The following is a 6,801-nucleotide window of genomic DNA, read 5'->3' on the forward strand; positions in this document are numbered from 1 at the left end:
CGCCAGAACTTCCTCACCGAGCTCCAGAAGGGGCAGGTCCGCAAGGGCGTCATCTCCTCGATCGTCAACTTCGGTGCGTTCGTGGACCTCGGCGGCGTCGACGGACTCGTCCACGTGTCCGAGCTGTCCTGGAAGCACATCGACCACCCCAACGAGGTCGTGCAGGTCGGCGACGAGGTCACCGTCGAGGTGCTCGACGTCGACATGGACCGCGAGCGTGTCTCACTGTCGCTCAAGGCCACGCAGGAAGACCCCTGGCAGCACTTCGCCCGTACGCACCAGATCGGCCAGATCGTGCCGGGCAAGGCGACCAAGCTGGTCCCCTTCGGTGCGTTCGTCCGCGTCGAGGAGGGCATCGAGGGCCTGGTGCACATCTCCGAGCTCGCCGAGCGTCACGTCGAGATCCCCGAGCAGGTCGTCCAGATCGGCGACAGCGTCATGGTCAAGATCATCGACATCGACCTCGAGCGTCGCCGCATCTCGCTGTCGCTCAAGCAGGCCAACGAGACCGAGGCCGCAGTCAGCGATGACTTCGACCCGACGCTCTACGGCATGACGTCGTCCTACGACGCCGAGGGCAACTACATCTACCCCGACGGTTTCGACCCCGAGACCGGCGAGTGGCAGGAAGGCTTCGACGAGGCCCGCGCCACCTGGGAGAAGCAGTACGCCGAGGCACACGAGCGCTGGGAGGCGCACAAGAAGCAGATCGAGGAGGCCGAGAAGGCCGGCATCGAGGCTTCCGAAGCGGCCAACTACTCCTCGGACACCGCGGGCGGTGACGACGCCCCGCAGCAGGAGGGCTCGCTCGCCTCGGACGAGGCGCTGCAGGCGCTCCGCGAGAAGCTCACGGGCGGCGAGTAACACTCAGCCCGACGCAAGAACCCCCGGTCCACACGGACCGGGGGTTCTTTGCGTTGCGCTGTCACACGAAGCTGTTGGTCGGGAATGAGTCCACGTGGCTGCGAGGACCGGGACGGGTTCCGTACCCGTCTTTCGGGATCAGCACGGTGAGTGCGACCCCGGCGGCGATGACCAGGAGGGCGATCAGGAAGAGGAACATGGCAGTAATTCTTGTCGTGTCTTGATCCTGCCACCAGTGGCAGTAATGCCACTATGCATTGATTTACTGCCAACTGTTTGAGATGCTCGGGTCATGCAGACAGTTGCGGTCGTGGTGCAGGACGGTGCCGAGCCATTCGGCCTTGGCTCGATATGTGAGGTGTGGGCTGAGCCCTATCACCCCGAGGACGACAACCCGGTGTTCGACTTCCGGGTCTGCACGCCGCGACCTGGACGGGTGCGGGGCCGGGCCGGATTCGACCTCCACGTCGAGCACGGTCTGGACGCGCTCGAGGACGCCGACCTCGTCTGCTTCTCGCCCAAGCACGAGTTCCTCGACTTCGACCCCGTGGTGCTCGAGGCCGCGCGCGAGACGTATGAACGGGGGGCCTTGGTCTATGCCCACTGCTCGGCAGCGTTCATCCTCGCGGAGGCGGGGCTGCTGGATGGCCGGGAGTGCACGACCCACTGGCGCTACACCGATCGGATGACGCAGATGTATCCGAAGGCGATCGTGCGTCCGGATGTGCTCTACGTCCAGGAGGACAACATCATGACGGGCGCGGGTTCCGCCGCAGGTATCGATGCCTCGTTGCACCTGATGCGGCAGATGTACGGCGCGAAGGTCGCCACGACGACTGCTCGGCGGATCGTCGTGCCGCCGCATCGCGACGGTGGCCAGGCCCAGTTCATCCGCACGCCGATGGGCCAGACCGAGGCCGACACGCTGGCGCCGCTGCTGGTGTGGGCCGCGGATCACCTCGACGAGCCGCTGTCGGTCGAGAAGCTCGCCGCCCAGGCGCACATGTCGCCGCGTACGTTCGCGCGTCGCTTCCGTGACGAGACCGGGACGACACCGCTGCAATGGCTCACCAGCCAGCGACTCGCGCACGCCGAGGAGCTGCTCGAGAACTCCTCGCTGTCGGTCGAGCAGATCGCCACACGCGTCGGCTTCGGCAACGCAGCGACGCTCAGACACCACTTCTCGACCGCACGGGGCACGACGCCGCAGCAGTATCGCAAGACGTTCACCTGCGTGGATGAAGCCGTCTAGCCCCGAAATCCCCACACCGGCACAGTCCGGTCGATACAGTCTGGCCGTGCGCAGGTCCGGTCTGGAGCTCAGCTCCGCACTCGCCGTGGTGACACTGATCGCCGCACTGGCGATGGCGGAGTCCCTGGGTCTCGGGCTCCACGACCCGGACGGATCGATCGGCCACACGTTCGTGTTGCTGCCCCTGATCGTGCTGGTGGCCCTCGTGCTCGACGTGCTCCCACGCGCCATCATGCGAGCCGATTCATGGCGAGCGCTGCGGCCCGCGGTCACGGAGGTCTGGCGTGACCGGTGGCCCGCAGCCAACCTCAGGTTCATGCTGGTGGGCCTCGTCGGCTGGTACGTCACGTACGCGTCGGTGCGCAACCTCAAGGGGTTCGTGCCGTTCGCCAACCAGGAGCTGTACGACCGGGAGCTGTCCCGCATCGACTTCGCGATGTTCGGTGGCCAGTCACCGGCGGTGCTGCTGCACGAGCTCCTCGGCACCACGATCGCGGCGCACGTGCTGTCGTTCTTCTACGTCGTGTGGATCGTGGCGCTCCCTGCCTCGCTCGCGGTGGCGTTGGTCTGGGCGCGGCGGGACCGTGTCAGCACGTGGTGGGTCACCGCGGTCTCGGTCGACTGGGTCATCGGGGTGGCCCTCAACTACGCCCTGCCGACGCTCGGCCCGGTCTACGACCGACCGGGTGACTTCGCACGGCTCAGCGACACCATGACGTCGGCGTTGCAGCAGTCGATGTGGACCGAGCGACTCCAGGTCCTGGCCGATCCGGCGCACACCAACACGGTCCAGAACATCGCTGCGTTCGCCTCTCTCCACGTCGCGATCGCCACGACGGCGTGTCTCGTCGCGCAGCGTGCCGGTCTTCACCGGTCATTCGTGTGGGTGCTGCGGGCGTTCCTCGCGGTCACGATCGTGGCCACCGTCTACTTCGGCTGGCACTACGTCTCCGACGTCATCGCCGGCCTGCTCCTGGGGTTCGTCGGTGCGTGGGTCGGTGAGAGGTTCGCGGCTCCCGACCGGGTTCGCGAGGTCGAGGTGTCAGAGCTCGGTGCGGCGGACCTTGCCGGTCGCGGTGCGAGGCAGTGACGCGACCCGCTCGTACGTCTTGGGGCGTTTCGGCGGGCTGAGGCGTTCGTTCGCGATGGCCCGCAGGGTCTCCTCGTCGACGTCCCCGACGTATGCCGCGCAGACTCGCTGTCCCCAGCGGGGATCGTCGCGGCCGAACACCGCGAGGTCGACCAGCCCCGCCGCGTCCGCGAGCGCGGCCTCGACCTCTGCCGGGTAGACGTTGACGCCACCGGTGATGATCAGGTCCTCCCGACGTGCGTCCAGGTACACATATCCGTCCTCGACCCGCCCGAGGTCGCCGACCGTGAAGGCGGGTCCGTCGGGCGTCTCCTTCCACACCGAACGCGTCTTGTCGGGAGCATGCCAGTACTCGAACCGGGCCCAGCCCGGCACGGCGCACCACAGCTGGCCGTCGCCGTCGGCCGTGACGACACGGCCGGGCCTCGCACGGCCGACGGTCCCGCGGTGGTCGAGCCACTCCTGGGCCGGGCATGCCGTGAACTGGCCCTCGGTCGAGCCGTAGAACTCCCACACGACGCCGATGCCGAACGTGTCGTACGCGCGGCGGCGTAGGGGTTCCGGGCACGGCGCACCGGCATGGGCCACGAGGCGGAACGACGATGTGTCGAGCGTCGAGTCGTGCTCATCGAGCCAGGTGAACAGCCGCTGTAGGTGTGCGGGCACGCAGAACATCGAGGTCGGGCGCAGATCGGCCACCGCCTGGGCGAACGCGTACGGCTCGAATACCGGCAGCACGGCGATCGAGCCGCCGGCCAGCAGCGTGCCGGTCGCGAAGCGCAACGGTGCCGAGTGGTAGATCGGGGACACGACCAGGTGGCGGTCTCCCCGATGGAATCCCCAGAGGTCTCGCTCCTCCTCGACGAGTGCCGCGGCGTTCTCCGGGGTCAGGAGCCCCGACCACACGCCTTTGGGCCGGCCGGTGGTGCCCGACGTGAAGTGCATCGGGCGGCAGCGGGGCCGGTCGTCGAGCTCCGTCGGCTCGCCGCCGAGCAGTGCCGCGAGGTCCTCCGGATCGTCGATCACGAGGGCGGGCTCGACGTCATCGATGATCGCGTCGCGCTCGTACGCCGTCAGCCTCGGATCCAGCGGCACCGGGACGATGCCCGTACGAGCTGCCCCGAGGACGACGCTGACGTAGTCGGCGGATCCGGGCACGCTCAGCACAACGCGGTCACCCGCACGAAGGCCTCGCTCGCGCAGACTCCCTGCGATCCGTCGCTGCGCGGTTTCGCTGTCGGCGGCGGTGAGGACGTCAGGCACCCGAAACCTTCCAGATCGTGAGACATCGGTCACTGCGGGCAGCGGGGATGTCCGCTTGCAATGTGAACGGATGCACAAAGTATGCTTCACTCGAACGCTGAGCCAGACTTTCGTCTACGCACTAGGTGGTCCATCCGTGGCAGATTCTCGCCACAGGCATGCTCGCAAGGCGCCGCGCAAGCTGCGCATGTCCCGAGCCATCCTGCCCACTGCAGGTCTCCTGAGCCTCGTCGCCGCCGGCGCCCTCGTGGTCGCGAACGACTCCCCGGCCCCGACCGAAGCCGTCGCGCAGCCCAAGCAGGACGTCTTCGCCGTTGCGGCGGCCGAGCAGTCGCCCGCCGTCAGCCGTAGCGCCGAGCGCCCGCCGCTGACCAACGAGGCAGCCGCCGAGGACAAGATCAAGGGCACCCGCTTCGCGGTCACGACTGTCGAGATCCACGCTGCCGCCAAGGGTGCGTCCCCGGTCCTCGCCACCGTCGAATCAGGCGACACGGTCGACATCACCGGCGTCGTCAAGGGCGACTGGGCGCAGATCATCCACAAGGGCCTGCCGCGCTGGGTCGAGGCGAAGAGCCTGGCCAAGGAGATGCCGCTCGGCACCGAGCCGTGTCCCTCGGGCTCCGGCGTCGAGAGCGGCCTCCAGCCCGACACCATCAAGGTCCACCGGGCCGTGTGTGCGAAGTTCCCGTCGATCACCCGCTACGGCGGTGTCGCCGGCCGTGGCGAGCACGCCACCGGCCAGGCCCTCGACATCATGGTCTCCTCCGACCTCGGCAACGAGATCGCAGCATTCCTGCAGGAGAACCGCGCCGAGCTCGGCATCGAGTACCTCATCTGGCGCCAGCGGATCTGGCGGCCCTCCACGTCCGACTCGTGGCGCAGCATGTCCGACCGTGGCAGCGCCACCGCCAACCACATGGACCACGTGCACGTCACGACCTACGGCAACGCCGCAGGCTAGGGCGTACGTGCTGAGGGTCGGGCTCACCGGCGGGATCGGCTCGGGCAAGAGCGCCGTCAGTGCATTGCTGGCTTCCCACGGTGCGGTCGTGATCGACTACGACGTGCTCGCCCGTGAGGCGGTCGCACCGGGCAGCCCCGGCCTCCAGGCGATTGCCGAGCGGTTCGGGTCCGAGGTCATCGCCGCCGACGGAGCTCTCGATCGGCCGGCCCTCGCCGAGATCGTGTTCAACGACCCCGAGGCGCTGGCCGACCTCAACGCCATCACGCACCCGGCGATCTGGCAGCTCGCCGCCGCCCGTGAGGCCGAGGCCGCGGCCGACGCGATCGTCGTGCACGACAACCCGCTGCTCGTCGAGATGGGCGCCGCGAAGCACTGCGACGTCGTCGTCGTGGTCGATGTTCCCGTCGACGTCCAGATCGATCGTCTGGTCGCCACCCGCGGCATGTCCGAGAGCGAGGCCCGGGCGAGGATCGCCGCGCAGGCGTCCAGACAACAAAGGACCGGTGCCGCCGATCTGGTGATCGACAACACCGGTCCGTTGGACGAGCTCGCCCTCATCGTCGGGGGCACATGGGACGAGCTCGTGTCCAGGGCGACCTCCGCCTAGGCGGCGAGGTCCGGATCAGCGATGCGCCGCAGCGTCGCCAGGGCCTCACGCTCGAGCTGGCGTACGCGCTCGGCCGAGATGCCATGCCGCTTGCCGATGTCGGCAAGCTTCTGCTGGCGTCCGTCGAGCAGGCCGTAACGGGCCCGGACGATGTCGGCCTCACGCTCGCCGAGGTGATCGACCAGCGTCGAGATCAGGTGCCGCGACTCGTCGTCGAGCACCGCGAAGTCGGGACCCGGCTGCGTCTCGCGGGCGATCAGGTCTCCCAGCGAGGTGTCGCCGTCCTCGTCGACCGGTGAGTCGAGGCTGACGTGGTCACGCCCCCACGACATCAGGTCGATGACGCGGTCGACGTCCATGCCGAGCTCCAGCGCGATCTCGTGGGGCTCCGGATCGTAGCCGAGCTGGCGCTCCAGGTTGCGGCGTGCCGCCGTCACCTGGTTGAGCTCCTCGACGACGTGGACCGGAAGGCGTACGACGCGGGCCTGCTGCGCGATGCCGCGGGTGATCGCCTGGCGTACCCACCACGTGGCGTACGTCGAGAACTTGAACCCCTTGGCGTAGTCGAACTTCTCGACCGCGCGGATCAGGCCCGTGTTGCCCTCCTGGACCAGGTCGAGCATCGGCATCGCCGAGCGCCCGTACTTGCGGGCGATCGAGACGACGAGTCGCAGGTTGGCCTGGATGAACTCCTGTACGGCCCGGTCGCCCTCTTCGGCGAGCCACTGCAGCTCTTCCTCGGTCGCGGACTTGGGCGCGCC

Annotated in this window: 8 protein-coding genes; 5 read left to right on the forward strand and 3 right to left on the reverse strand. The window is 68.3% G+C overall.

The window, feature by feature from the left end; genetic code table 11:
• The coding region (locus tag V6M46_RS17310) for a S1 RNA-binding domain-containing protein (protein ID WP_332667359.1) at window positions 1-864 on the forward strand (864 nt) is incomplete at its 5' end.
• A gap of 61 nt (window positions 865-925) precedes the next feature.
• Here the strand turns inward: V6M46_RS17310 and V6M46_RS17315 are convergent.
• A complete protein-coding gene (locus tag V6M46_RS17315; RefSeq protein ID WP_332667361.1) occupies window positions 926-1,063 on the reverse strand; it encodes a hypothetical protein in 138 nt (45 codons plus the stop codon).
• 93 nt (window positions 1,064-1,156) lie between these two features.
• Here V6M46_RS17315 and V6M46_RS17320 point away from each other — a divergent pair, with 93 nt between their 5' ends.
• Both V6M46_RS17320 and V6M46_RS17325 read left to right on the forward strand, forming a co-directional pair.
• Window positions 1,157-2,116: a GlxA family transcriptional regulator gene (locus tag V6M46_RS17320; protein WP_332667365.1), complete on the forward strand. Its 960-nt coding sequence runs from the start codon at window positions 1,157-1,159 to the stop codon at window positions 2,114-2,116.
• A gap of 46 nt (window positions 2,117-2,162) precedes the next feature.
• Window positions 2,163-3,206, forward strand: coding sequence for a phosphatase PAP2 family protein (locus V6M46_RS17325; RefSeq protein WP_332667367.1), 1,044 nt, complete (start codon window positions 2,163-2,165; stop codon window positions 3,204-3,206).
• Here the strand turns inward: V6M46_RS17325 and V6M46_RS17330 are convergent.
• Complete coding sequence (locus tag V6M46_RS17330; RefSeq protein ID WP_332667368.1) at window positions 3,159-4,469, reverse strand: class I adenylate-forming enzyme family protein; 1,311 nt, start codon at window positions 4,467-4,469, stop codon at window positions 3,159-3,161. The two genes, V6M46_RS17325 and V6M46_RS17330, sit on opposite strands and share 48 nt — an antisense overlap.
• A 136-nt stretch (window positions 4,470-4,605) precedes the next feature.
• On the opposite strand from V6M46_RS17330, the gene V6M46_RS17335 reads away from it, so the two are divergent.
• Entirely contained in the window at window positions 4,606-5,430 is an 825-nt protein-coding gene (locus V6M46_RS17335; RefSeq protein WP_332667369.1) for an SH3 domain-containing protein, read from the forward strand.
• 7 nt (window positions 5,431-5,437) lie between these two features.
• Window positions 5,438-6,040 carry a dephospho-CoA kinase gene (coaE, locus tag V6M46_RS17340; RefSeq protein ID WP_332667370.1) on the forward strand — a complete coding sequence of 201 codons (603 nt, stop codon included), beginning with the start codon at window positions 5,438-5,440 and terminating at the stop codon, window positions 6,038-6,040.
• Here the strand turns inward: coaE and V6M46_RS17345 are convergent.
• On the reverse strand, window positions 6,037-6,801 hold a 765-nt coding region (locus tag V6M46_RS17345), incomplete at its 5' end, for a sigma-70 family RNA polymerase sigma factor (RefSeq protein WP_332667373.1). The two genes, coaE and V6M46_RS17345, sit on opposite strands and share 4 nt — an antisense overlap.

It is taken from the genome of Aeromicrobium sp., from assembly GCF_036676885.1.
Classification (GTDB): Bacteria; Actinomycetota; Actinomycetes; order Propionibacteriales; family Nocardioidaceae; genus Aeromicrobium.

What these genes read in the sequence shown, in the direction of transcription:
- V6M46_RS17320 (WP_332667365.1), top strand. Translation starts at nt 1,157, where the DNA reads ATGCAGACAGTTGCGGTCGTGGTGCAGGACGGTGCCGAGCCATTCGGC.
- V6M46_RS17315 (WP_332667361.1), bottom strand. Translation starts at nt 1,063, where the DNA reads ATGTTCCTCTTCCTGATCGCCCTCCTGGTCATCGCCGCCGGGGTCGCA.